Genomic DNA, 23,671 nt, shown 5'->3' with positions numbered 1-23,671 from the left:
GCGGCCGGTGCGACAATCGGCGGGGTGGCGACAGCGATGGCGGAAAACTCTGTAAAATTGCATAAAAGATCAAATTGCCCGTCCAACCAAAAGCGCACGCCGGCCGGCGAAATTCCCCGCGAATTCGTCCCGTGCGGCGCCTGTAAGGAGGCAGTAAGCGACCAAGTCTAATGTTGTTTGCAAACGATTACTACAAATGGAGATAAGCATGACCGGTACAGCAAATCAAGGAACCCAGCAGCAAGGTCCACAGGAATCGCGCGTGTTCGAGCCCTCGGCCGCCTTCGCCGCCCAGGCCACCATCTCCGGCATGGCCGCCTACAACGCGCTGCAGGCCGAGGCCGAAGCCGACTACGAAGGCTTCTGGGCGCGTCTGGCGCGCGAGAACCTGGTCTGGCAGAAGCCCTTCACCCGCACCCTCAACGAGGACAACGCGCCGTTCTACAAATGGTTCGAGGACGGCCACCTGAACGTCTCCTACAACTGCCTGGACCGCAACCTGGAGAACGGCAACGCCGACAAGACCGCCATCATCTTCGAAGCGGACGGCGGCGAGTCGGTCCACGTCAGCTACAAGCAGCTGCACGAAAAGGTCTGCAAGTTCGCCAACGGCCTGAAGGAACGCGGCATCAAGAAGGGCGACCGGGTCATCATCTACATGTCGATGTCGGTTGAAGGCGTGGCCGCCATGCAGGCCTGCGCCCGCATCGGCGCCACCCACTCCGTGGTGTTCGGCGGCTTCTCCGCCAAGTCGCTGCAGGAGCGCATCATCGACGCCGGCGCCGTCGCCGTCATCACCGCCGACGAGCAAATGCGCGGCGGCAAGCACCTGCCCCTGAAAGTCATCGTCGACGAAGCGCTGGCGCTGGGCGGCTGCGACACCATCAAGGACGTCATCGTCTACAAACGCACCGGCGGCAACATCGCCATGCAGGAAGGCCGCGACATCTGGCTGCACGAGCTGGTGGAAAAGCAGTCCGCCGTGTGCGAGCCGGAATGGGTCGACGCCGAGCACCCGCTGTTCATCCTCTACACCTCCGGCTCGACCGGCACACCGAAGGGCGTGCAGCACTCCAGCGGCGGCTACCTGCTGTGGGCCGCGCTGACCATGAAGTGGAGCTTCGACATCAAGCCCGACGACGTGTTCTGGTGCACCGCCGACATCGGCTGGGTGACCGGCCACAGCTACATCTGCTACGGCCCGACGGCCGTCGGCGCCACCCAGGTGGTATTCGAGGGCATCCCCACCTTCCCCAACGCCGGCCGTTTCTGGGACACCATCGCCAAGCACAAGGTCAGCATCTTCTACACCGCGCCGACGGCGATCCGCTCGCTGATCAAAGCCTCCGACGTCGACCCGGCCGTGCATCCGAAGAACTACGACCTGTCCACCCTGCGCCTGTTGGGCACGGTCGGCGAGCCGATCAATCCCGAAGCCTGGATGTGGTACTACAAAAACATCGGCCGCGAACTGTGCCCGATCGTCGACACCTTCTGGCAGACCGAGACGGGCGGCCACATGATCACCCCGCTGCCGGGCGCCACGCCGATGGTGCCGGGTTCCTGCACCTTGCCGCTGCCGGGCATCATGGCCGCCATCGTCGACGAGGTGGGCCACGACGTACCGAACGGGCAGGGCGGCATTCTGGTGGTCAAGCGCCCATGGCCGTCGATGATCCGCACCATCTGGAACAATCCCGAGCGCTTCAAGTCCAGCTACTTCCCCGAAGAGCTGGGCGGCAAGATGTACCTGGCAGGCGACGGCGCCATCCGCAACAAAGAGACCGGCTACTTCACCATCACCGGCCGCATCGACGACGTGTTGAACGTGTCCGGCCACCGCATGGGCACGATGGAGATCGAATCGGCGCTGGTGGCCAACCCGCTGGTGGCCGAAGCCGCCGTGGTCGGCAAGCCCGACGACACCACCGGCGAATCGATCTGCGCCTTCGTCGTGCTCAAGCAAGCGCGGCCGACCGGCGACGAAGCCAAGCGCTTGGCCTTGGAGTTGCGCAACTGGGTCGCCAAAGAGATTGGCCCGATCGCCAAGCCCAAAGAGATCCGTTTTGGCGACAACCTGCCCAAGACCCGTTCCGGCAAGATCATGCGCCGCCTGCTGCGCGTACTGGCCAAAGGCGAGACCATCACGCAGGATATTTCCACTTTAGAGAATCCAGCGATTTTGGAGCAGCTCAAAGAAGCGTCCTAATGAAGGGAAACGAGGGGGAAGGCAAAAAGAGTTGGTACTCCTCGGAATCCTTGCTATAATTCGCGCTCCTCGGAAGAGGAGAAAGAAATGCAGGAGAGGTGGATGAGTGGTTGAAGTCGCACGCCTGGAAAGCGTGTATAGGTTCATAGCCTATCGGGGGTTCGAATCCCCCTCTCTCCGCCAAGGATACAAAAACAAAAAAGCCACCCTCGGGTGGCTTTTTTGTTTTTGCATCCGCAGGCGGAGAGAAGCAAGCCCCCTGCGGGGCTTGCGCGGGGGATTCGAAGGGCTGGGCCTACCGGCCCAGCCCTCTCCGAATCGGCCGACTGCTGCCGCTGCGCGGCAGCCCCGCGCGCCGTGGGCGCGCGTTCGTGGTTCTAATTAGGTTTCAGGCAGCAGCACCGCCCGCGCCCGCCCCAACCACAAACCCGCATCCAATACCGTCAATACGCGGCCCCAGACCGTTTCCGGCTTAGATCCAACAACGCGCGTTGCGATTAGAGCCAGTCCACCTCACCAGCGCAATCAAAAAAGCAAAATTGTCAAAGCGGTTATTCCAATATAAGCTGTCAGTTCCTTGGTAGGCATTCAAGTACAAAAAACCTTTCTTGATATGAATATTTTCAGAGCACTATTTGGCCAGAAAAAACCGCTGGCCCTAGCCCCGTCCATGAAACCAGCTGTTGAATGGTATGTGGCAGACCTGATCAAAACGATAAGTGTTTCTGAGTCTGCCGAGGAGTTGAATGCGGAAGCCCGCCACTACTCCGGTTATGTACGCGAAGCGGTGCTCAAACGATGTGTCGACTTGGCATGGCCGGAATTGCTACCAGTGGTGGTCGAACGCCTCAACGACTGGGTGCCGGAAGTGCGCGACACGGCAAGAAGGGCTTTGGAAACACTGCTACCATTTTTTCCAACCGCGAATTTATTGGCTGTGTTGCCCGCAGTATTGAAATTGCACAGCGCTGCGAGATGTGATCACGCCGAATGGCTCACCCAGTTCGAGTCCAATTTTGTCCGAGTCACCGACGTCAATGAAATCATTGCTGCGGCGCAAGGATCGAACATTAAGGTCGCCAGATCATGTGTGTATTTACTCAAAAAATACAATTTGCTCGAACCGACCGAGCTGATAGAGTTGATTCTTGGCAGAAGTGACGACATTGTGCTCGCAAAGCAAGCTATCGAACTCTGCGCAACCCTTCCCGAAGACGTGCAAGGCGCGCAGTATCGAGCAGCGATGAAATCAAGTTTCGGTTCGGTCAGAACAAACGCCCTGAGCGCTTTGCTGAGTATGGAAAGTGACTTCCGCCTTGCGCTCGTGACAGAGGCATTGAGCGACGCACAATCTTCGGTGCGTTCTATCGCCATGGGCTTCCTGAGGCCATTGGACTTCAATTTTAGAGCGCACTATCGGAACATGCTCTTGCAGCAGCCCGATGTTGCAGGTAGTGCGCGCGTATGCTTGAGTGCGCTTGCCAGCTTGCGTGACAAAGACGATCTGGAGCTCATAAAGACCTTTGTTGTAAGCAAGCGTATTTCTGTGCGTCTCGCCGCGCTTGTGGCGTGGCTAAGGCTGGAGGAACAGGATAAAGACAGCATTGCCTTGGCAGCCATATCCGATGCGGCGCCCCGCATCCGCAGATTTGCTCTGCAAGCCGAACGGAAACATGGCGCGTATATTCCGTTCGCAACCATACAATCCAGCCTATCAGAAAAGAAGGACATGGCATTGCTGCTGATATTTGCTGAAAGAAAAAAATGGATTTGGTTGGAATGCATCGCACGAGAGAGTATGCAGCGTGGCCCTGAAGATTCGATAACAATGGGCCTAGATCAGTCGCTACGTGCGTGGTTAAGAAGCCCGGGGCGATGGTATCAACGTCCCACCAAGGAACAGATCAGTTTTCTGTCATCGCCGTCAGCCCAGGCTGCCCTAAGAAAACTTCTTGCGGACGAACCAAGTCTTGAGCGACATCTTGAGCAGGAGTTGGGCAGCTATGTATCGATTTTGTAGCGTGGCCTATGTGGTATTCTTCTTCCCTCAAAAGAAAAGGCCCACTGTACAGCGGGCCTTTGTGTTCTTACTGAGTTTACGTCATAGGTTTATACACAAGTCACTCGGCTTCCTCGCGTAGCGCCTTTATCGTTAGCGCGGCCACCCGTACTTCCTGAATCCCCTGCCAGATCGTTTTCACTCCTGGATCGCCGTCGCCTTTTCGCCCCAAGAATCCGCCGACGCGGGCGATCAGTCGCAAGACTTCGTTCAGGGTCGGAGGTCGATTCGGCCGTCGCTCCTTCGTGAGCAGGTAGGCGCCGCGGATTTCGTCAGGATCAAAGAACAGGCTCGCGTCCAGGTCCGGACAGATGCGGCCCAGGCGCATCAAGTGGGCGATGCGCCACGCCACGACCATGAACAGCGCCAACGCGCGCTCGATATTGTCGATGTGGGACAGCTGCATCGCCTCGACCTTGCACGCATTTTTCAACACATGGAAGAAGATCTCGATTTCCCAGCGCGCGCGGTACCAGTCGATCAACTCGATCACCTCCTCGCTGGTGGTGGCCGAGCGGTTGGTGAGCAAACGCCATTCGATCGGCTCGACGCCGGCAGGCGCATCGATTTCGCGCGCGATCACGCAGGTCGCCGCGATCTTGGCGCCGCGCCGCGCCGGCAGCTCCACCCGTTTGGCCCACAGTTGCTGGCGCACCTTGCGCCCCTTCTGTTTGTCGCGCGCGCCGATGGTGAAGCTGATTTCCCCCACCGGCGCGCCGTCGAGCGTGTGCGCCCACAGTTTCTCGCCGTCCGGCAAAGCCCTGTCGGTCTTGGCGCGGACCAGCCAATCAGCCGGCGTGCCGCAGTCCTGGGCGTACTTCATCAACTCGATCATGTCGGCCTCGCGGTCGGCCACGTACACCAGGCGCGTCGCCGGCATATCGGCCGCCATCTCGGCTACCCGTGCGTACCCCTCGATCCAGCGACCGCTCTCCTTGATCCCCGGCCGCACGCCGTCGGCGTCGATCTTCTCGCGTGCCCACATCCAGGCGTCGATGACGCCCAGCGGCAAGCGCTCCGGCGTGACGGCATAGGTCGGATGCACGTACATGCCGCGCTGGGCTTCATAGCTGAGTGGCCCGAGGCCTTCGATCTGCTGTCCATTAAAATTGAGTTCGGTCGTGTCCTGCAAGCACAAGATGACGGGGTGTTCGCCCATGCGCTGCTGCGTCTGGGCCCAGTGCGGCGCCATGATGTCACGCCACTCGACGGCCTCGTTTTCGAGAAACCGGTACGTGGCGATGGTTTCGCCCCAGCCGTTGCACGACTTGGGGATGCTGGCCGCCGGCCTGTCCGAAAAGCGCTCCATGATCTTCCTTGCGCGCCTGTCGAGGCGGGCATCCCCAAGGTAAAGTTCAGCAAATTCCACGTCCGTCCAGTGCGTCGATTCAGTCATAATTGCTTGAGGCAAAAGACAAGAGTAAACCTGAAATTTCAAGGGTTTACAAGCCAATTCGCAAGTGCTTGAATGTTAACGGTTTTTCCCGGCGGCGGTGTTGTTCGTCGGACATTCTTGGCGGACTGGAGATGTGTATAAACCTATGAGTTTACGTAGGTTCGAGGGACTTTGACTCTGCATCAATCAACTGTAATGCGGCACGCGACAGCAGGCCGCTGCGCGTTTCATGGCGTGCGTCTGCATACCGATCAATTTTACTGAGAACAAAGCGTGGCAGGCTGATGTTGATACGTTCTGGCTTACTATCAAGTTTGTCAAGGTCGACTTCGACCAATGCCCAAATCCCGCCCTTATGATCAGGATTCTCTTGGAGCGCTTCGATCTTGTTTTGTGCGATTTCAACAGGTTCGCCCAGCTCCAATAACGTCTCAATGTGGCTGGTGATTGCCTCTCGCACGTTCTTCAGAGCATCTTCTACGGTGTCGCCCCACGAGTGGACGCCTTTAATGTTTGGTACGTTTACACCGTACACACTACCTTCATCTTTAAAAATTACTACTGGGATGTCCATTCTGGCCTTTCCTATGACCGGTTTTCTCTTTCCAGGTCATAAACACAAATAACTCCGAGGATTCACGACTTCACGATTTCACGATTTCACGAATTTCCACTTACGACTTGCACATTCGGGTAATTGCTCAGAACTCTAAGTCCCCGGCATCTTGTCTGATACCGGGGGAGTTTTACTTAAGTCCTGCGTCCTTCAGTATGCTGTTCCACGTTCCGATTGGCAGGTCTTTTTTAGGGTGAGGCACCGTAACTAGACCGGGCTTTTCAGCGTGTTTGAAGTGATGGTGGCTGCCCTTGATTCGTACTTGCTGCCAGCCATCGTCTTCCAGCATTCGGATTAATTTGCTTGAGTTCATCTTCCTCCCCGAATGTCGCTGTGTGTAATTATACACACGAGCACGCGACTGTGTAGAAGTGTGTAGAAATATTTTTTGCAGGCCGATCGTCAAGGCTAAAACTGAGGCTAGTGCTGTTGGGCAACCACTTGCAGCCTCACGTGTAAGATCGTGCCGGCACAGCAGCCACCCTCGGGTGGCTTTTTGCGTTGTAGCCTTGGCGGAGAGAAGCAAGGCGCTTTCAGCGCTCGTTCTGCAGGCGCAGGGCCTTGCCTTGCGTCCGGACGGACGGCGGCCGGCCCCCGGCCCCCGGCTGCGCCGGGGCAAGCGACACCATGGCCCGGGCTGCGTCGTCGACCGGCGGGGCCAGAAAAGGCGTCTAGAGGCAAAAGCAGCGCACTCGGCCGCAGCAAGCGCTATCGCGGGAGCGGACAGTGAAATCGAATCGGACGCCGGTCGCGTCGTCAAAATGCGCGCAAAACCCAAATTCACGCGCTTTTTGAAACCCATTCACAAATGCAGTTCAATACGGCGTATCTGGGCGACTTAGTCCGGTATGGCATCACGGCGAACGAGGGGTCACCTCAATAAAGGGAGTTTTTAGCACGCTAAGGCGGGCATTGGTCGTCAATGCATTTGCTGTGCAATAACGCGAACCATTCCACCGAGTCCTGGCTCACGACGGACATTGAAGCCAAGGGACGCCAGGGCGGTCACGACCCACTCTGGCGATAGGCGCAACTTTGGATAGTTGCTGAGTCGAAGGCGCCACTGGCCTCCATCCCGCTCGTGCAACACATCGTGGACTTGAACCCTCGTCTCACCGTATTCAAGAAAGCACGTAAGAATCCGATTCTCATCGCTACGCACCAAAATAAATCGCCCATCACCTTTTAAGGCAGCTGACGCATAGTCGCGGAACGTGACTGCGAACAGACCACCGGGGACCAAAGTAGCCGAGATGGCCTTGAACAAAGCTTCGACGGATGCGGTATCCGGCAAATGCGTGAGCGTATCCCCCATGCAAAGAATTACCGCGGCGGGTTGCGGGACGTGACTCTTGAACTCCAACAGATTGGCGTTAACCGTGCGGATCGGGAGGGAGCCGGCGCGGGCCTCCAATTCGCTCAATAGTGGCTTGTAAGCATCCACGGCTGTCACCTGGTATCCGCGTCGAGCCAGCGGTACGGAATGCATTCCGAAGCCAGCGCCAAGATCGACGGCGATACCGGTACCGTTGGCGGGTATACCGATGGCTTCAAGCTCAGCATCTGCCCGGCTCATCGCCGCGTCGATGTCACCGACCATCCAAGAATAAACTGGGCCAAGGAGCTTTTCGTAATGATCGCGGACGGGGCTTACCACAGGACGACCTCACAAAACAGAGAGTGTTTGGCGAGCACGTTTCATACCTTGGCGTGCTCGAGACGCGGCTTTCTCCACGGGGAGCATGCGCCGTGGCGATTATATCTTACCAATGTTGAAACTGGCGTCAGCTATTTGAGCATTGGATGCCCTTTTGAATGCGGGCAGGATGCCATTCCAACATTTCCTTGCTTGTTTAGCCCAGATATCACCCTGTTCTCGCGTCCAGGCTGCCCTAAGAAAACTGCTTGCGGGCGAGCCAAGGCTTGAGCGACATCTTGAACAGGAGTTGGGCAGCTATGTATCGATTTCGTAGCGTGCCCTATGTGGCATTTTCTCTTCACCTACCTAGGCATCACCTCATCCGATAAACTCAGCCCCGCTTCAACTGGTCGATAACGCTCGCCACCTTGGTGGTGATCATATCGACCGCCGGGCCATTGGCGCCATGCGGAATAATGATATCGGCGTTGCGCTTGGTCGGCTCGATGAATTGCTTGTGCATCGGGCGTACTGTTTCCAGATACTGGTCGACGACGCTTTCGACCGAGCGGCCGCGTTCGGTAATATCCCTTTGCATACGGCGGATGAAGCGGATGTCGGAAGCGGTATCGACATAGATCTTCAGCGACATCATGTCGCACAAGTCCGCGTCATACAAAGCAAACAAGCCCTCGATCACGATCACCGGGGCCGGCTTGACCGGAATGGTCCGGTTGGAGCGGTTGTGGAGCGTGAAGTCGTACTCCGGCATCTCGATCGATTCGCCGTTGCGCAAGGCTTGGATGTGCTGCACCAGCAGCGACCATTCGAAAGCCTGCGGATGGTCGTAATTCTGCTGCGGGCGGACTTCGGGGGGGAGATGGGTTTGGTCGCAGTAGTAATCGTCCTGCATCACGACCGAGACCATATCTGCGCCAAACGCAGCGAGCACCTTCTGGGACACAGTGGACTTGCCACTGCCGCTACCGCCTGCGACGCCAATAATAAACGGTTGGAAAGAAATCGTATTCATGCCGAATGATACCGGAAGCGCGAGCGAACTGACAGGGAGCGGCTGCCCCCAAATGAAGCGTACTAGCTCAGATCTAAGCTGCCCTTCAGCGTCCGATGACCGGTAGCATTCGCCTTAGGGCGATCGTGCAATCTCGGGATGCAGGAAGAACGGTGAGTTGCCCAATGAGCGTTAGCGCTCGTGGCGAAGCACTATTTTTCAAATTATAAAAATAGGTTGCCGCAAGGAAAATAACAACCTATGATTAACTTATAAATAGACCCAAACCCTGTCTGCAGTAGCACCTATCATGAGTGAACGATATGCTGCCCAACGAGTCCCATGCCGTCCCGATCCGTAAAGGACCGCCACGGCCACAAGATGCGATAACGCCCATCCCGGCCTCGGCCAGCTCGCATGAAATGACGAGCGAAGACGAGATCGGCGACACGCTGACCCTGCTGGCCGCCAACGGTGACGCGATCTCGATGTACGTTTCCGGCACCCGCGAGCCGGTGCTTGGACGCATACTCTCGGTCGATCCCGAACAACCGCACTTCGTGATGGAATTAAACGAAGGTACAAGCCTGCCGTCCGGCAGGATCACCTTTGTCACCGTGCTGCGCACCGCCAAGCTGCAATTTCGCCTGTCCAAGCTGGATTGGGACTCGCTTCCCGACAAGCCGCAGCTGATCCCGATGGTGTTCCCGGAAACCTGCGCGGTACTGGACCGGCGTGCCAACGAGCGCTTGGAAACGCCGCTGGGCACCACTTTCACGGCCACGTTTGAGCTGCACGGCAGTCCTCATGAGTGGTCCATCTACGATTGCTCGCTGGGCGGGCTCGGCCTGCACTGCACCAAGGGCGAGGCGAAGGGCTTGCTCAAGGGCCGCAAACTGCCGGATGTGCGGCTGGTACTGGAAGAGAAGGAAACGGAAACCGTCGTCGTCACCGAACTGGAAATCCGCTTCACGCGCGCCTTCCGTTCCTTCCTGGCGGGCGAACAGACCCATATCGGCTGCCAGTTCAGCAATATGACGCCGGAGACCGAAAGCCAGATCAAGAGCCTGATGGATAAGGTCAACAATGCCTCGCGGCAGCGGTGAAAAGGACTGAGCCGCTTTCGCTTGCTTGCTTGGATGGATACCAGCGCGCGCGCAGCCGCATGAACGGCGTCTCCACACACCGGAACAGCAGCCAGCCGCCGAATATGCCGGCGGCAAACACCAGCAGCACCGTCAACGGCGCACCCGTATCGACATTCATCCGGCGCAAATGCGGCGCGGCGAGCATGAAGATCGGCTTGTGCATCAGGTAGACCGCATACGACCACAACGCTAGGCTGGTGGCGCCCGGCACGCCCACGCGGCTCAGGATCGAGTTTGGACTGAGCGCCGCCAGGAGCAACAAGGCGTAGCTCATGGCCAGCAAAGAAAACCCCAGCGTGGTCGACAGCATGGTGTCGGGGAAACCCTGGTTCACGCAATACAGCGTGGCGATGACGGCGGCCAAGCCCACGACCAACAACAGGTTCCCCTTGCGCAGGATTTTTTCATACAGCGCGCCGTGAAAATTCTTCAGCATGGCGATGGCCACACCCGGCAGCAATTCGTCGAAGCGGCCCAGGGTGGAGTAATACGTCTCTGCCGCGAAGGCGTCGTGGCCATCCGCCACCCAAGCCATCCCGCGCGCCGCCATGCCGACGAGGATGGCGCCGACGATGACGGTCCAGCCGACCCGCAGCGCGTTCCTGCAATTGGCCACCGCCAGCACCGCCAAGGGAAGCACCAGGTAAAACTGCTCCTCGATGCACAGCGACCAGGAATGGCTGAACGTTTGCCCATACTCCAGGCCGAAATTCTGCGTGAAGGTGAGGAAGCGCCACAGCGGCGCGGTGCTCGATCCCTTGAGCAAGTCCGGCAAGAGAAAATACACGGCCAGCACGACGTAGTAGTTCGGCAGCGTGCGCAGCAGGCGCTTGGCGAAGAAGACCTTGAGCGAAAAATCCTCCTGGCGCGCGATCGCCGACAGTATTTGATTGCCGATCAAATACCCGCTCAGCACAAAGAACAGATCCACCCCGGCCCAGCCGACGCGGCCTACAAAGCCGAAGGTGGGACTGCCACTGACGAAGCCGGTGTAATGCGTCATCAACACCAAAGCGATGGCGATGGCGCGCAGGGTGTCCAAGCCTTTGGCTCGGACGAGTTCATTTTTCTGGATCATGCGTTGTGTTTCTTGAATTGTTAAGGTTGCTGTGGTGTGCGGGGCAGGCATATAGTAGCAAGTTCATCATATTTCGTTTTCCGCGCACCGAACAATGAGCGATCTGAACACCGCAGCCATTCCCGCCGATTCGGCCAGCCCGGACGGCAACGTGCGCAGCCGCTCCCTGCTCGCCGCCTGCGGCGCCCACGCCGTACACGACGGCCTGACCGACCTCATCTACGTGCTGCTGCCGATCTGGCAGGCGCAGTTTTCCCTCAGCTACGCGCTGGTGGGCCTGTTGCGCGGCGCGTATGCGGGGACGATGGCCGGCTTCCAGCTGCTGGCGAGCCGCCTGGCCAAGCGCTGGGGCCGCGAGCGCATGCTGGTGGGCGGCACGGCGCTGGCCGGCGCCGCCTACCTGGTCGCCGGCCTGGCCGGCGGCCTGCCGGTGTTGCTGTTCGCGCTGGTGCTGGGCGGCTTGGGCGCCAGCACCCAGCACCCGCTGGCGTCCTCCATCGTCGCCGACACCCACGAGGCCGGCGGCGGCGTCAAGCAGGCGCTGTCGCAGTACAACTTCGCCGGCGACATCGGCAAGACGCTGATCCCCGGCCTGGTCGGCCTGTTGCTGGTGGTGGTCAGCTGGCAGGCCAGCGTCACGTTGATGGGCCTGCTCGGCCTGGCGGCGGCCGGTCTGCTGTGGTGGCTGCTGCCGACGCGGCTTGAAGCGAGCTCGGCCAAGGTGGCGTCCGCCAAGACCGTCGGCGGCAGCGGCTCGGCGGGCGGGTTCTACGCGCTGCTGGCCACCGGCACGCTGGACACCGCGGTGCGCATGGGCTTTCTCACCTTCCTGCCGTTTCTGCTGCAAAGCAAGGGCGCCGGCAGCGCCGGCATCGGCTTGGCCCTGTCGCTGTTGTTCGTCGGCGGCGCGTTCGGCAAGTTGTTGTGCGGCTATCTCGGCGCGCGCATCGGCATGATGAAGACGGTGTGGATCACCGAGTCCGCCACCGCGCTGCTGATCCTGCTGGCGGTGTTCCTGCCGCTGGCCGGCATGATGGCCATGCTGCCCTTGCTGGGGCTGGCGTTGAACGGCACCTCCTCGGTGCTGTACGGGGTGGTGCCGGAACTGGCCGGCGCCGGCCAGCGCGAGCAGGCCTTCGCGCGCTTCTACACCTGCACCATCGGCGGCGGGGCGCTGGCGCCGGTGCTGTTCGGCCGGCTGGGGGACGTGGCCGGCGTTCCCGCCGCGTTGATCAGCCTGGCGGCGATTCTGCTGTTCACGCTGCCGTTGTCGTGGCGGGTGCAGAAGGGGCTGGACGCTTGAGTACGTCGCGTTCGCGTCAAAGCCGTAGCGCCCATCGCACGACTTTGTTGAAAAGCGGGCATAGCATTGTCGAGTTTGATTTTGCTTGGCGCTCGGCGCTACCGATTCCCTTAGCATGTGCTTAGCGGCCCAGAGACCGGGGCGTTCCGTTCCGGCCGGCAGCCGATGGATGTGGAATCACGAGAAATGAACCTGTTTTTAGGAATAAATACGAGCTCGAGGATGCGGTTTGCCAAGCATGTGTCCAGTTGGACCCACTTGCGGGCGTTGACTTGAGGTTTTGACGGCGCCAAGTTGAAAAGGTATGCGAAAATGCCTATTATGAATTCTCGGTTCGGTTACGGAGAGACTCCGTGAAGCAGAGCGAGTTCAGGCGATGGCTTGGAGAGCAAGGTGCGACCTTCAAGGACGGCACCAATCATCTGAAGGTCTATCTGAATGGCAAGCAAACCGTCATGCCCAGACATCCGAGCCACGAAATTGGCGAGCGTTTAAGGCAGGCAGTCTTGAAACAGTTAGGATTGAAAACGGGGAAGTGACTCCGGCGGCCGTTTCAGCCAGTCGGTCCCTTATCCCCTTGCTTAGTAGCATAAGGATTGGTATGCGCTACCCCGTGAAGATCGAGCAAGATGGCGAGGGCTGGTTCGCCTCCGTCCCTGCCATTCCCGAAGCACTGACCAGCGGCCCCAGCGCGGAGGCCGCGCTGGCGATGGCCAAGGACGCGTTGATCACATCGATGGACTTCTATTTTGAGGACGGCCGCCCCGTGCCCTTGCCCGGTGATATCGCCGAGGGGGAGTATCATGTCGACCTGCCCGCCAGCATGTGGGCCAAGGTGCTTCTACTGAACGAAATGCTGGCGCAACAGAAGCGCCCGACCGATCTGGCCCGCCTGCTGGGCGCCAAACTGCAGGACGTGCAGCGCTTGTTTGACTTGGCGCACCCGACCAAAATCGACAAAGTGGAGCAGGCGCTCAACGCCTTGGGCAAGCATCTGGTGATGGCAGCCAGTTAGACCGTTTGGGCGCGTTCGCCGCCATTCCCCCGAGTTTAAAAACGTGCCAAGTTCGCCAGCAACTTCACGAGCTGGCCGTGAAGCCGGCCGATCCGCCGGCGGCCACCTCTCCATCCACAGCGCCGTCGCCGATGAAGGCCATGTCCACCGCCGCCGGCCGGCAGGGCGGTGCCGGGCGCACGCTGGCGGCGGCCGTTGCCATGCCACGCGGGGCGGCGAACCGAACCTCATTGCTGGATTTTTTCCCGAAGAACGTGCTCATGGCGACTCCCTTGTTGAATGCATAAGCCTGCATTTTGCACTGTTTCACTGATGGGATAAATGCGTATAATCGAATTAAGCATCCCAAAAATGGAGCAATAAAGTGGACGTGTTGAACTATATGCGGCTGTTCGTCGAGGTCGCCAAACGCAAGAGTTTTCGCGGCGCGGCCGAGGCGCTGGACATGTCCAACTCCACGCTGTCGCGCAACATCGCCGAGCTGGAGAGCACCATCGGCCTGCGCCTGTTGCACCGCTCGACCCGCAAGGTCGAGCTGACCGAGGCGGGCGAGGTGTATTTCAAGCGCTGCCAGGGCATCGTCGAGGAGGCCTTGTGCGCGCACGAGTCGCTGCGCGACGTGTCGGAGCGGGCCATCGGCACCTTGCGCGTGTCGATGACCGCCAGCTTCGCGGTCGGCTATCTGGCGCCCATCCTGGGCGAATTCTCCCGCGCCTATCCGCTGATCAAGTTCGACCTGGACTGCACGCCGAGGGCGGTGGACCTGCAGGCCGACCCCTACGACCTGGCGATCCGCCTGGGCGCGCCGCCGACCTCGCCGTCGTCGCTGGTGGCGCGCAAGGTCGCCGCGCTGCCGCGCTATCTGTACGCCTCGCCCGGCTATCTGCGGCAGGCGCCGGCCCTGGACCATCCCGACGACCTGGCCGGGCACGCGCTGTGCGGCCGGCCCACGTCGGGCGGGCAGTTTTCCGCCCGGCACAGCCTGCGGCGCGGCGGCGAGACGGTGGTGGTGATGCAGGAGTCGCGCTTCGTGACCAACGGCGCGGCGATGGCGCTGACGATGGCGGCCAACGATTTGTGCATCGCCGTGCTGGACCCGCGCCTGGCCCGGCAAGAGGTGGCGGCGGGACGCCTGCTGCGGGTGCTGCCGGAATGGCAGGCCGAGTCGGTGGAGGTGCACGTGATCACCGACACGCGGCATCTGCCGGCCCGGAGCAAGTTGTTCATCGCGTTCCTGAAGGAGCGCCTGGCCGAGCCGTTGACGGTCGACAATGAACCGGCCAGCGGAGTGGCCGGCCAGCGCGACGACGAGGTCCGCAAGGCTAGTCCACCGGAATAGCCTGGTTGCGCGCCAAGTTCCAGCACCGCCCGCAGGCGCGCCAAGGGGCGCTCCTGTTGCGCTAGCTTACTTCGGCGCAGGCAGCGGCAGGCTGGTCAGGACGGGAGGCGCCGGCAGGGTCCGCTTGGACGCTTGGCGCAGGGTGTAGCTGCCGGCGCCGGCGGCGACAAAGTACATCGTGCCGTCTTCGGCGCCCACTTCGTACTCGACTGTTGCGGGGGCGCCGTTGCGGCTGACGCTCCAGTAGCCTTGGCTCAGGTCGGTTACCAACACCCGCAGCGTATCGGCGGTGGCTAGCTCGAAGCTGGCCGTGCCGCTGAGATCGGCGTCGTCCTTGGCGAACAGCACCACGCGGTTGTCGATCTTTACGCCGTGCATCGATGCCGACACGACGGCGTCGGTGGCCAGCGGCGGCAGGGCGCTGTCGGCGTCCATTACCTGCATCACGTTGAAGAACACGTCCGCCTCGGCGGCCTCCTTGGGTGACACCTCGACTCGCCATGCGCCCGGCTCTTCGCTGAATTTCAGACCCTTGTGGTCCATCAACGAGATTGGATAGTTGACGTAGCGTCCCGTTGATCCGTCGTAGACGCTGTATTCCTGGTCCTTGCCACCCACCTTGGTGAGCGTCGCCTCAAGCGGCAGCAGGGTGCGGTTAATCAGCTTGCCGTTGTAGCCGTCTGTATCCCGCTTGATGGTGGCCGTCTGGCTGTCCAGAGCGGGCTCTTGCACGCTGTGCAGCAGCCAGGTCTTCTTGAAATCCTTGTTGCTGGATTTGACCTTGTCGAGTACCAGCAGGGCGGCCGGATGGGCGTTGTTCTTCAGGTTCAGGAACACGAACGAGCGGGTGTAATTGCTGATCTTGTCGGAGTAGGCCGGCGCGATGTCACCCTTCAGGTAAGAGTAGTCGGGCGTCGAATTGTCCGGGCCGATTTCGTGCTTGAGCACGTTGGCGACGCGGTAGCCGTTTTTGTCGTCCTTCAGTGCCGTCAATGTGGCCGGCTCGGCCAGGACGAAGCGCTGGCCGCCGTCGTTCGACGCGGTGTTGATGAATTTTTCGCCGTCCTTGTAGACCAACATCGCATTGTGGGCAACGGTGCGCTTGTGGTAGTTGCTGTCATGCGCGCTGCCATAGCTCTGCGAAGTGGTTCCCAGAACGCCCTCATACAGGCCGGAGTCGATCGCCAGGTTGCCCTTGTAGTAGAGCTGGAAATGGCCGGCGTCGAGGTGTTGGTGGTTGGCGAAATAGTAACCTCCCACCTTCATCGTTGCCACCACGGCGGGCGATTGCATTTGCACGCCTTCGCTCCAGCCCGTCCTGGCCACCATCTGGCCGGCCGGTTCGGCGAAGTAGCGACTCAGCGGTAGTGTTTTCGTGTCGGTGTTGGCCAATTGCGGCTTGTTCAGCACGACCATCGACAAGTCATCGTAGGGATGGCGGGCGTCGGGCGTCGGCGATTGCGCGGCGAGGGCGAGCTGCCGCACAAATTCATCTTTCAGGTAGGGCTCGTCGTAGTAGCTAGCGGTCAGCATGTAGGTGCCGATCTGGTTCCAGTAGGTGTTGAAGGCGTTGTAGCCGCCTTGGTAGGAGTCGCCGTCGCGCATCAACTGGCCATCGGGGCGGCGAGTGTAGAGCCATTGATAGGGCGTGTACTGCTGAGTCGACGGGAAGACGTTGCCGGCGCCCATACGCTGGAATATCCATGCGGCGTACACGTCCCAGGTATAGCGATAGGGACCGTAGGAGTCGCCCTGGTGGTGGCTGTGCGATTTGTAGACGAGCTCGCGCGGGGCGATGAATTCCTGCAGGATGCGGCCGGCGGCGAGCTGGTAGACCGCCGTGGTTTCGTCATAGAAGGCGATGCCGGCGCTGAGCTGGTCGCGTAGCAATTGTGCTTCGCTGCTGTGGCCGGTCACGGCGCTTTGATTGACCGGCGGGAAACCGATTTCCATCTTCGAGGCGAGCGCGACGAATCTCTCGATGTAGGCGGTGCGCTGGTCCGTATTCATCAACCAATAGCACCAGTCGTAGACGATGGCGCTCAGCCAGATCGTTTCGCCGATGGCGCGCGTGTTGTCGATTTTACAGGTGTCGAAGTAGCCTTCCATGAGGCTGATGGCGTGCCGGCCGCTTTGCTCGTCGCTGTCGATCAGATGGAGTAGCGCCTTGGCGCGGACAGTCTCGGCGGCCAGGCCGCAGTATTTCGCCAGCTCTTTCTTTGCGTCGGCGGGATCGCCCGGTTTTGGGGGCGGGGGCAGCGTGCCGCTCGGGTTGTTTTTCGCGAAGGCTCGCAGCCGGCCCCATGCCGCGTTCATCGCTTGATACTCGGGACTACGGTCGTTGGCCCGCAGCGCCGCTTCGGCCTCGCGGTTGCGGATATCCTGCAGGTCGCCGGCGCGCAGCAACAACCGTGGGTGTTCGTTCAGCGGCGGCTGGGGCAGCGCGACGTTGTAGCTGCTCGGCGGCATGGAGTTGTACACCGTCGGGGCCTCGCCGATTCCTGTTGGTTTAAAGTAGCCGCGCTTGGTCAGCAGAATACGGTCTATCCGCATTCCAGCGTTGTGGTACTTCACCTTGAGCGTGTGCGGGCCGGCGCTCAAGGGCAGGCTTTTCGACACCATGACCCAGACCCATTTGTTGTAGCTGTCGTTGAACCAAAAGATGGAATTATTCCGCTCGTCGTTCGTCCAATACAGGGAGTCGGAATAGCTGTTCGGTGCCAGCACCCGCATCCACAGCACGTAATTTGCCGCCACGTCGGCCTGGACGGTATAGGACAGTTCGGCCACGGCATCGGGGACCGAGGGCACGGGGCCAGTTGGCACCACCACATAGCGGGTGTTGGGTTCTGTGGCATCCGTCTGTGTTTCCCAACGGTTGGCAATATCACCGTGTTCCGCCTCAAAAATTTTCTCGGTAGTAAAGGAGACTGTCTGGGTTCCTGCCTGGGTTGACGGACTGGCAAGCAGCACGACCAGCGAGGCAAATGCGGGCATTGCGGCGCGCACGGTACGACTGTTCATATTTGATTGGCTTTCTTGATATGCCTGGAGCGACGCGCAATACAGCACAACGTATGGGCGGATCCCAGCTGGCGGTGAGTAAATAGAAAATAAATGCTATTTTTGCATATCAATGAGGTAATTGCACTTGGAGAAATTTTTCTTTCTATGCAATGTTATGCTTGGGCGCGGCCCGAAATCTATTACGCGCCCGGTTCCAGCACCGCCAGCAGGCGCGCCAGGCCGGCGTCGAGCGCGGCCAACTGCTTGCTGTCGAGCGGCGCCAGGATGCGGTGCTCGTTGGCCACGTGCGCCTCGACGGCGCGGTCGACCAGTTGCAGCCCGGCCTCGCTCAGCTGCACCAGCATGCTGCGGGCGTCGTCCGGGTTGGGCAGGCGGACGATCCAGCCGGCCGCCTCGAGCCGCTGCAGGCGGTGGGTCATGGTGCCGGAGGTGATCATCAGCGCCGAGAACAGCGCGGTCGGGGTCAGCCGGTGCGGCGCGCCGGCGCGGCGCAGCGTGGCCAGCATGTCGAACTCCCAGCTGCTCATGCCGAAGTCGGCGAAGGTGTCGTCGAGGCGGCGCTGCAGCAGCAGGGCGCAGCGGCGCAGGCGGCCGATGGTCGCCATCGGGGCGACGTCCAGGTCCGGCCGCTCGCGGTGCCACTGGTCGAGGATGCGGTCGACCGCGTCGGCGGCTCGCTCTGTTTTCATCTGCTGTCCCGGTTTGTCTTGAGGTGAAGATTATATGCCGCCGCCCACCAGCACGTGCAGCCGGGACGGCACGCCGATGTCGGTGCGTGCCGTCACGCCCAAGTCGAACTGCCGGCCGGCGCGCCGGTGTTGTGGGGCGATTTAACTTGAGTTCAAGATATGTGTTAGCATTATTTATCTTGATCTCAAGGTAATTCGCCATGAAAACATCGAACCGTATCGCCACCTGGGCCGACGTGCTGACGACGGCGCTGGCACCCGTCATCTGGGGCTCGACCTATATCGTCACCACGCAGTTGCTGCCGCCGGACCGGCCGTTCACGGCGGCGCTGTTGCGCGTGCTGCCGGCTGGCATATTGTTGACCTTGTTCAGCCGCCGCCTGCCGCAACCAGGGCAGTGGGGCCGGCTGCTGCTGTTGTCGGCCTTGAACATCGGCTTCTTCCAGGCGCTGCTGTTCGTCGCCGCCTACCGTTTGCCCGGCGGGCTGGCCGCCGTGGTCGGCGCGATCCAGCCGCTGCTGGTGATGGGCTTGGCATGGTCGGTGGACGGCCGCCGTCCGCCCGGCTTGGCGGTGGCGGCAGGCGTGGTCGGCATAGGCGGCATGGCGGCGCTGCTGCTGTCGCCCGGCTCGGCATGGGACGCGGTGGGCATCGCGGCGGCGCTGGCCGGCGCCGTCTGCATGGCGGCCGGCACCTTCCTGGCGCGCCGCTGGCGGCCGGACGTGCCGGTGCTGGCCTTCACCGGCTGGCAGTTGTTGGCCGGCGGCTTGATGCTGGCGCCGGTGGCCGCGCTGGTGGACGCGCCGTTGCCGGCGCTGAGCGGGCCGCAGCTGCTGGGCTATGCCTACCTTTCCGTGGCCGGTGCACTGCTGGCGTATGCGTTGTGGTTCCGTGGCATCGCGCGCTTGTCGCCGGTGGCGGTGTCGTCGCTGGGTTTGCTCAGTCCGCTGACGGCGGTCGCGCTGGGCTGGGCCTTGCTGGGGCAATCGCTGGGCGGCGTGTCGCTGCTGGGCATGGCGCTGGTGATCGGCAGCATACTCGCGGTGCAGTGGGCGTCGGCGCCGCGCGCGCCGGCCTGAACGGGCCGGCTCAGGCGGCCTCGGGCGGCGGACCGAACTCGGCCGCCATCGCCAGCAGCAAGTCGGCGAAGGCGCCGGCGGCGGCGCTGCGGTAGCCGTCCTTGCGGCCGAGCATGGCGACGGTGCGCGCCGGCGGCGCCGGCGCCAGCGCCACGCAGACCAGCTCCGGCTGGGCGCGGGCGATGGCGTCGGGCAGCAGGGTGGCCATGCGGCCCTGGCGCACGATCTTGACGACGCTGCTGATCGAGTTGGCCTGCAACATGATGCGCGGCGCCACGCCGTGTCCGGCCAGCCAGGCGTCGATGCTTTGGCGGGTGGCGAACTCGCGTGTCAGCAGGGCCAGCGGCTGGTCCTGCAATTGTTGCGGCGCCAGCGGGCCGGCGCCGGCGTAGGGGTGGTCGCGGCCGACCACCAGGGTCAGCCGTTCCTGGAACAGCGGTCGGCTGTCGATCTCGGCGGCGGCCACGCCGCTGAAGGCGATGCCCAGGTCGACGCCGTCGTCGCCCAGTTCGGCGACGATCTGGTCCAGCGTCATCTCGCTGACGGTGAGCTCGATGCCGGGATGGCGCGCGCCGAAGCGCTCGACCAGCGGCGCCACCAAATACTCCGTGAAGGTGGGCGTGATGGCCAGGTGCAGGCTGCCGCGCGACAAGTCCTGCACGTCGTGGATGGCGCGTTCGCCGGCGTCCAGTTCGGCCAGGGCGCGGCGGGCGTGGGCCAGATAGGCCTGCCCGGCGTCGGTCAATTGCACGCTGCGGCCGCTGCGGTCGAACAGGCGGGCGCCGAAGCTCTCCTCCAATTGCTTGATCTGCTGCGACAGCGCCGGCTGCGACACGTGCAGCGCCTGGGCGGCGCGGGTGAAGTTGCGGTGTTCGGCGACGGCCAAGAGGTAGCGGATGTGACGCAGCAGCATGGGATTCAACTATAAGGTGGGCTTATAACTATGATTATAAACAAGTATTAGATCTTATGGCAGCGCCGGCCTATTCTACGTCCATTACTTCTCGGGACAAGAACATGAAAGACGTGATCAAAGGTTTTATGCGCTTCCGCCGCGCCGCCTATCCGCAGCGGGCCGAGCTGTTCGGCAAGCTGGCCAACAGCCAAGCGCCGGGCGCGCTGTTCATCACCTGCTCGGACAGCCGCGTGGTGCCGGAATTGCTGGTGCAGAGCGAGCCGGGCGAGCTGTTCGTGATCCGCAACGCCGGCAACATCGTGCCCGGCTACGGCCCGGAGCCGGGCGGCGTGTCGGCCACGGTGGAGTACGCGGTGGCGGTGCTGGGGGTGAGCGACGTGGTGATCTGCGGCCATTCCGACTGCGGCGCCATGTCGGCCATCGCCAACTGCACCTGCCTCGACCACCTGCCGGCGGTGGCCAACTGGCTGCGCCACGCCGACGCCGCCAAGGCGATCAACGCGGCGCGCCGCCACAGTTCGCCGGAGGCGCGCGTCAGCGCCCTGGTGCGCGACAACGTGGTGGCCCAACTGGCCAATCTGCGCACCCATCCGTCGGTGGCGCTGGCGGTCGAGCAGGGCAAGCTCGACCTGCACGGCTGGGTCTACGACATCGAGAGCGGCGGCATGCTGGCGCTGGACGGCGACTCGGGCCGTTTCGTGCAACTCGACAAGTTTCCCCATACCCGCGCCATGCGCAGCCAGCCGTCGGCGCTGGCGCTGGCCGGCTGAACCGTTTCACACCCCAGTAGTCCCCACCAAACCATGAAAGGAAAGACCATGCCACATTCGAACGTATTCTCCGCCCCCCGCCTCGCCCTGAGCGAGCGCATCCTGGCCGCCAAGGCGGCCAAGAACCTGAGCTGGGAGGCGCTCGCCGCCGGCACCGGCCTGAGCCTGGTGTACGTGACGGCGGCCCTGCTGGGCCAGCACCCGCTGCCGCAGCCGGTGGCCGAGATCGTCGCCGAGCGGCTCGGCCTGGACGCCGAGGCGGTGTTGCTGTTGCAGCAGATTCCGCTGCGCGGCAGCTTCGCCGACGGCATCCCGAGCGACCCGACCATCTACCGCTTCTACGAGATGATCCAGGTCTACGGCACCACCTTCGAAGGCGCTGGTGCACGAGCAGTTCGGCGACGGCATCATCAGCGCGATCAACTTCAAGCTCGACATCAAGAAGGTCGACGATCCGGAGGGCGGCTCGCGCGCCGTCATCACGCTCGACGGCAAGTATCTGCCGACCAAACCGTTCTGAGCGGCGCGCCGCCCGGCCGACGCCGAGACGGCTAGGCGGGGCTGCCGACCTCGGCGCCCTGCAGGAAGTCGGCGAGGGCGGCGTTGACCACGGCGGCGTGGCTGATCGGCGCCATGTGGCCGCCCTTGGTCTGCAGCGCGCCGGCGTTCGGCAGGGCCGCCGCCAGGCGCTCGGCCAGGCGGCGCGTCGAGGCCGGGCTGTTCAGGCCGTACAACACCAGCGCCGGCATGTCGAGCGCGGCCAGGTCGGCCAGCGTGGCCGGTTCGCCCAGCAGGGCCTGGAAGTCCAGCTTGACCTTGGCGATCTGGCCGCTGAGCTTGTCCTGCTGGACGGCCGGCAGGCTGGCGAACACGCCGGGGCGGTTCCAGTAGTCGATGAAGAGGCGGGTGGCGTCGTGCGCCGTGTCGGCGCGCATGATGTCGGCCACCACCGCCTCGATTTCCATGCGCGCCGCGTCGTCCGCCGGCAGCAGGTGGAAGGCGACCGGCTCGAACAGGGCCAGCGACAGCACGCGCGCCGGCATCTGGCGGGCGATGCGCAGCGCCGTGGCGCCGCCGTAGGAGTGGCCGACCAGGTGGAAGGGTTCGGCCGGGTCCAGGTGGGCGGCGAGGGCGGCGTTGACGGCGTCGGCCTCGTGGGCCAGCGAGAAGGCGGCGCCGATGTCGGCCGGGAAGGGCGACTTGCCGTAGCCGAGCAAATCGACGGCGATGCAGCGGAAGCGCGACGTTTGTTGGGCGATCAGGTCGGACCACTGGGCGCGGGAACTCATGGAGCTGTGCAGCAAAACGAGGGCAGGCCGCGCGTCCGGCGGCAGTGCGGTGCTAGGCATGGATGGTGAGAGGAAACGAAAAGCGGCGATTATATGCTGTTTGATGCGTGCTGTTGATGGCCCACTGTTTGCGGCGCGCCGGGCCCGGGTGTTTTGCCAAATGACTAGCCGCTGCGGCAAAAAAACAGGGCGACCAACTCGCGTTGGCCGCCCTTCAATTGCTTGCCTAAATATTACTTTTTTTGGCTGCTTATTTCTTCGCGGTCGAACGGCGGCGGCTGATCATGCCCAGCAGACCCAGGCCGCCCAGCAGCATGGCGTAGGTGCCTGGCTCAGGCACCGGGGCGGTTGGCGACTCGTAGGCGCGATAGTTGCTCAGGCCGCGGGGCAGGCCGCCGATGCTGAAGGTGGTGTTGGCGGCCAGCGGTGCGCTCCAGTGGAACAGCAATTCGCCTTGGCCGAAGTGCACCGCCAGGTAGTCGTACGAGCCGTTGCTGGTGAAGCTGTTGCTGTACGGCGTGGAGGCCAGCGCGCCGGAGCCGTTGGTGCACAGGCTGGTGGGCGCGTCGCACTGCGACACCACGGTGGTCAAGGCGTTGAGGCCGGTCAAGCCGAACTGGGTGTTGATGACGGCCATGATGTTGGCGGCGCTCTGGTCGGCGATGTTGCCATCGTAGTACTTCACTTCCAGCGCGGGCGAAGGCGAGTAGGTGATGACGTTGCCGTCGATCATGAAGGTGCTGGCGGGGCCGACATCGGTCCAGCTTGGCGGCGGCGGCGGCGCGGCGAAAGCGGTGGAGGCGGCCAGCAGCGTGGCGGCGAGCAGGGTGGTTTTGGCGACTGCGGAAGTGGAGAAGTTCATTTTGTCCTCTGAATTGGTTGGATTGCGCAGAATGAAATTGACCCCATTTCCCGTCAGTTCCGTCAGCGCAGTTGATGCGGGCACTACAGGAATGATAGTAGCATTTTGCTCATTCAAGTTCTAAATAAATAACACAAAGTGCAAAGATACAACGATAGTTTCCAAGGTGAATATATGTAAATTTTAACCACACAAATGCGCTGCCTGGCCGCGTCCGCGCGTACG

General features: G+C 61.8%; 21 protein-coding genes, 1 tRNA gene and 1 pseudogene. 11 read left to right on the top strand and 12 right to left on the bottom strand.

The features are described 5' to 3' along the window. The first annotated feature begins 208 nt into the window (after positions 1-208). From acs to QC826_RS22835, 3 genes are all read left to right on the top strand, one after another. Complete coding sequence (gene acs, locus QC826_RS22845; protein WP_279762599.1) at positions 209-2,209, top strand: acetate--CoA ligase; 2,001 nt, start codon at positions 209-211, stop codon at positions 2,207-2,209. Positions 2,210-2,301: 92 nt separating this feature from the next. After that, positions 2,302-2,392 (top strand) — tRNA-Ser (locus QC826_RS22840). Positions 2,393-2,786: 394 nt separating this feature from the next. Beyond that, positions 2,787-4,229: a HEAT repeat domain-containing protein gene (locus QC826_RS22835; RefSeq protein ID WP_279762598.1), complete on the top strand. Its 1,443-nt coding sequence runs from the start codon at positions 2,787-2,789 to the stop codon at positions 4,227-4,229. 100 nt (positions 4,230-4,329) lie between these two features. Here QC826_RS22835 and QC826_RS22830 read toward each other — a convergent pair whose 3' ends face one another. The 5 genes from QC826_RS22830 to udk form a co-directional block, all read right to left on the bottom strand. After that, entirely contained in the window at positions 4,330-5,664 is a 1,335-nt protein-coding gene (locus QC826_RS22830; RefSeq protein WP_279762596.1) for an IS4 family transposase, read from the bottom strand. 151 nt (positions 5,665-5,815) lie between these two features. Beyond that, positions 5,816-6,238, bottom strand: coding sequence for a type II toxin-antitoxin system HicB family antitoxin (locus tag QC826_RS22825; protein ID WP_279762593.1), 423 nt, complete (start codon positions 6,236-6,238; stop codon positions 5,816-5,818). A 172-nt stretch (positions 6,239-6,410) separates the two neighbouring features. Continuing rightward, positions 6,411-6,593, bottom strand: a complete 183-nt coding sequence (locus QC826_RS22820) for a type II toxin-antitoxin system HicA family toxin (RefSeq protein WP_279762592.1) — start codon at positions 6,591-6,593, stop codon at positions 6,411-6,413. A gap of 606 nt (positions 6,594-7,199) precedes the next feature. Then, entirely contained in the window at positions 7,200-7,937 is a 738-nt protein-coding gene (locus QC826_RS22815; protein WP_279762591.1) for a class I SAM-dependent methyltransferase, read from the bottom strand. Positions 7,938-8,310: 373 nt separating this feature from the next. Beyond that, the gene (udk, locus tag QC826_RS22810) at positions 8,311-8,952 is read right to left on the bottom strand and encodes a uridine kinase (protein ID WP_093387465.1); all 642 of its coding nucleotides are present in this window, start codon (positions 8,950-8,952) and stop codon (positions 8,311-8,313) included. 302 nt (positions 8,953-9,254) lie between these two features. Between udk and QC826_RS22805 the strand changes: the two genes are divergently transcribed. Further along, complete coding sequence (locus QC826_RS22805; protein WP_279762590.1) at positions 9,255-10,037, top strand: flagellar brake protein; 783 nt, start codon at positions 9,255-9,257, stop codon at positions 10,035-10,037. Here the strand turns inward: QC826_RS22805 and QC826_RS22800 are convergent. Beyond that, positions 10,012-11,157 (bottom strand): acyltransferase family protein, encoded by a 1,146-nt coding sequence (locus QC826_RS22800; protein WP_279762589.1) that lies wholly within the window; start codon positions 11,155-11,157, stop codon positions 10,012-10,014. The genes QC826_RS22805 and QC826_RS22800 overlap by 26 nt on opposite strands. 94 nt (positions 11,158-11,251) lie before the next feature. Between QC826_RS22800 and QC826_RS22795 the strand changes: the two genes are divergently transcribed. The 3 genes from QC826_RS22795 (at position 11,252) to QC826_RS22785 (ending at position 13,475) form a co-directional block, all read left to right on the top strand. Next, positions 11,252-12,460 carry an MFS transporter gene (locus QC826_RS22795; RefSeq protein WP_279762588.1) on the top strand — a complete coding sequence of 403 codons (1,209 nt, stop codon included), beginning with the start codon at positions 11,252-11,254 and terminating at the stop codon, positions 12,458-12,460. A gap of 353 nt (positions 12,461-12,813) precedes the next feature. After that, the gene (locus tag QC826_RS22790; protein ID WP_279762587.1) at positions 12,814-12,999 is read left to right on the top strand and encodes a type II toxin-antitoxin system HicA family toxin; all 186 of its coding nucleotides are present in this window, start codon (positions 12,814-12,816) and stop codon (positions 12,997-12,999) included. Positions 13,000-13,061: 62 nt separating this feature from the next. After that, positions 13,062-13,475, top strand: a complete 414-nt coding sequence (locus tag QC826_RS22785; protein ID WP_093387724.1) for a type II toxin-antitoxin system HicB family antitoxin — start codon at positions 13,062-13,064, stop codon at positions 13,473-13,475. A 64-nt stretch (positions 13,476-13,539) separates the two neighbouring features. Here the strand turns inward: QC826_RS22785 and QC826_RS22780 are convergent, their stop codons facing one another. Next, positions 13,540-13,737: a hypothetical protein gene (locus QC826_RS22780; protein WP_279762586.1), complete on the bottom strand. Its 198-nt coding sequence runs from the start codon at positions 13,735-13,737 to the stop codon at positions 13,540-13,542. A gap of 102 nt (positions 13,738-13,839) precedes the next feature. Here QC826_RS22780 and QC826_RS22775 point away from each other — a divergent pair, with 102 nt between their 5' ends. Next, positions 13,840-14,814, top strand: a complete 975-nt coding sequence (locus tag QC826_RS22775; RefSeq protein ID WP_093387458.1) for a LysR family transcriptional regulator — start codon at positions 13,840-13,842, stop codon at positions 14,812-14,814. 66 nt (positions 14,815-14,880) lie between these two features. Here the strand turns inward: QC826_RS22775 and hepB are convergent, their stop codons facing one another. Together hepB and QC826_RS22765 are read right to left on the bottom strand one after the other, a co-directional pair. Beyond that, complete coding sequence (hepB, locus tag QC826_RS22770) at positions 14,881-17,838, bottom strand: heparin/heparin-sulfate lyase HepB (protein ID WP_279762585.1); 2,958 nt, start codon at positions 17,836-17,838, stop codon at positions 14,881-14,883. 182 nt (positions 17,839-18,020) lie between these two features. Next, the gene (locus QC826_RS22765) at positions 18,021-18,530 is read right to left on the bottom strand and encodes a MarR family winged helix-turn-helix transcriptional regulator (protein ID WP_093387454.1); all 510 of its coding nucleotides are present in this window, start codon (positions 18,528-18,530) and stop codon (positions 18,021-18,023) included. Between the two features lie 200 nt (positions 18,531-18,730). On the opposite strand from QC826_RS22765, the gene QC826_RS22760 reads away from it, so the two are divergent. Further along, positions 18,731-19,609 (top strand): EamA family transporter, encoded by an 879-nt coding sequence (locus QC826_RS22760; protein WP_279762584.1) that lies wholly within the window; start codon positions 18,731-18,733, stop codon positions 19,607-19,609. A gap of 10 nt (positions 19,610-19,619) precedes the next feature. On the opposite strand, the gene cynR is transcribed toward QC826_RS22760, so the two are convergent. Then, entirely contained in the window at positions 19,620-20,522 is a 903-nt protein-coding gene (cynR, locus tag QC826_RS22755; RefSeq protein ID WP_279762583.1) for a transcriptional regulator CynR, read from the bottom strand. Positions 20,523-20,626: 104 nt separating this feature from the next. Between cynR and QC826_RS22750 the strand changes: the two genes are divergently transcribed. Both QC826_RS22750 and cynS read left to right on the top strand, forming a co-directional pair. Further along, complete coding sequence (locus QC826_RS22750; protein WP_279762582.1) at positions 20,627-21,295, top strand: carbonic anhydrase; 669 nt, start codon at positions 20,627-20,629, stop codon at positions 21,293-21,295. A gap of 48 nt (positions 21,296-21,343) precedes the next feature. Continuing rightward, positions 21,344-21,815, top strand: a pseudogene (gene cynS, locus QC826_RS22745) (cyanase). Positions 21,816-21,846: 31 nt separating this feature from the next. On the opposite strand, the gene QC826_RS22740 reads toward cynS, so the two are convergent. Continuing rightward, positions 21,847-22,644 carry an alpha/beta fold hydrolase gene (locus tag QC826_RS22740; RefSeq protein ID WP_279762581.1) on the bottom strand — a complete coding sequence of 266 codons (798 nt, stop codon included), beginning with the start codon at positions 22,642-22,644 and terminating at the stop codon, positions 21,847-21,849. A gap of 190 nt (positions 22,645-22,834) precedes the next feature. Continuing rightward, entirely contained in the window at positions 22,835-23,446 is a 612-nt protein-coding gene (locus QC826_RS22735; protein ID WP_279762580.1) for a PEP-CTERM sorting domain-containing protein, read from the bottom strand. Positions 23,447-23,671: the final 225 nt, after the last annotated feature.

The organism is Rugamonas sp. DEMB1 (assembly GCF_029834475.1).
GTDB classification, from domain to species: Bacteria; Pseudomonadota; Gammaproteobacteria; order Burkholderiales; family Burkholderiaceae_D; genus Rugamonas; species Rugamonas rubra.
Note: the sequence above shows the minus strand (reverse complement) of the source record. Positions and strands in the feature narration are given on the sequence as shown.